Annotated in this window: 1 rRNA gene; it reads right to left on the bottom strand. The window is 52.9% G+C overall.

The features are described 5' to 3' along the window. A 23S ribosomal RNA gene (locus B5D59_RS17945) occupies positions 1–1,178 on the bottom strand; the annotation flags it as partial.

The following is a 1,178-nucleotide window of genomic DNA, read 5'->3' as shown; positions in this document are numbered from 1 at the left end:
TTATATGAGAACGGGATTTGCCTCGTTCTCCACCTCACTGCTTAGACACGCAACCAACTGCGTGCTCACCCTATCCTACTGCGTCCCCCCATTACTCAAACGGCGGGGAGGTGGTACAGGAATATCAACCTGTTGTCCATCGTCTACGCCTATCGGCCTCGACTTAGGTCCTGACTAACCCTGAGCGGACGAGCCTTCCTCAGGAAACCTTAGGCATTCGGTGGAAGGGATTCTCACCCTTCTTTCGCTACTCATACCGGCATTCTCACTTCCAAGCGCTCCACCAGTCCTTCCGGTCTAGCTTCAACGCCCTTGGAACGCTCTCCTACCATTGACTTGCGTCAATCCACAGTTTCGGTGATCCGTTTAGCCCCGGTACATTTTCGGCGCAGCGCCACTCGACCAGTGAGCTATTACGCACTCTTTAAATGATGGCTGCTTCTAAGCCAACATCCTGGTTGTCTGGGCAGCGCCACATCCTTTTCCACTTAACGGATACTTGGGGACCTTAACTGGTGGTCTGGGCTGTTTCCCTCTCGACGATGGATCTTATCACCCACCGTCTGACTCCCAAACATAAATCATCGGCATTCGGAGTTTGTCTGAATTCGGTAACCCGGGATGGGCCCCTCGTCCAAACAGTGCTCTACCTCCGAGATTCTTTCGTTTGAGGCTAGCCCTAAAGCTATTTCGGAGAGAACCAGCTATCTCCAGGTTCGATTGGAATTTCACCGCTACCCACACCTCATCCCCGCATTTTTCAACATACGTGGGTTCGGGCCTCCAGTCAGTGTTACCTGACCTTCACCCTGGACATGGGTAGATCACCTGGTTTCGGGTCTACGACCCCATACTCATGCGCCCTATTCAGACTCGCTTTCGCTGCGGCTCCGCTTTCTCAGCTTAACCTTGCATGGAATCGTAACTCGCCGGTTCATTCTACAAAAGGCACGCCATCACCCATTAACGGGCTCTGACAATTTGTAGGCACACGGTTTCAGGTTCTATTTCACTCCCCTTCCGGGGTGCTTTTCACCTTTCCCTCACGGTACTGGTTCACTATCGGTCACTAGGGAGTATTTAGCCTTGGGAGATGGTCCTCCCGGATTCCGACGGAATTTCACGTGTTCCGCCGTACTCAGGATCCACTCTGGAGGGAATGCACTTTCGACTACGGG

Origin of the sequence: Sporosarcina newyorkensis (genome assembly GCF_900167515.1) — a bacterium.
Taxonomy (GTDB): domain Bacteria; phylum Bacillota; class Bacilli; order Bacillales_A; family Planococcaceae; genus Sporosarcina; species Sporosarcina newyorkensis.
This window is presented reverse-complemented; position numbering and strand designations above follow the sequence as displayed.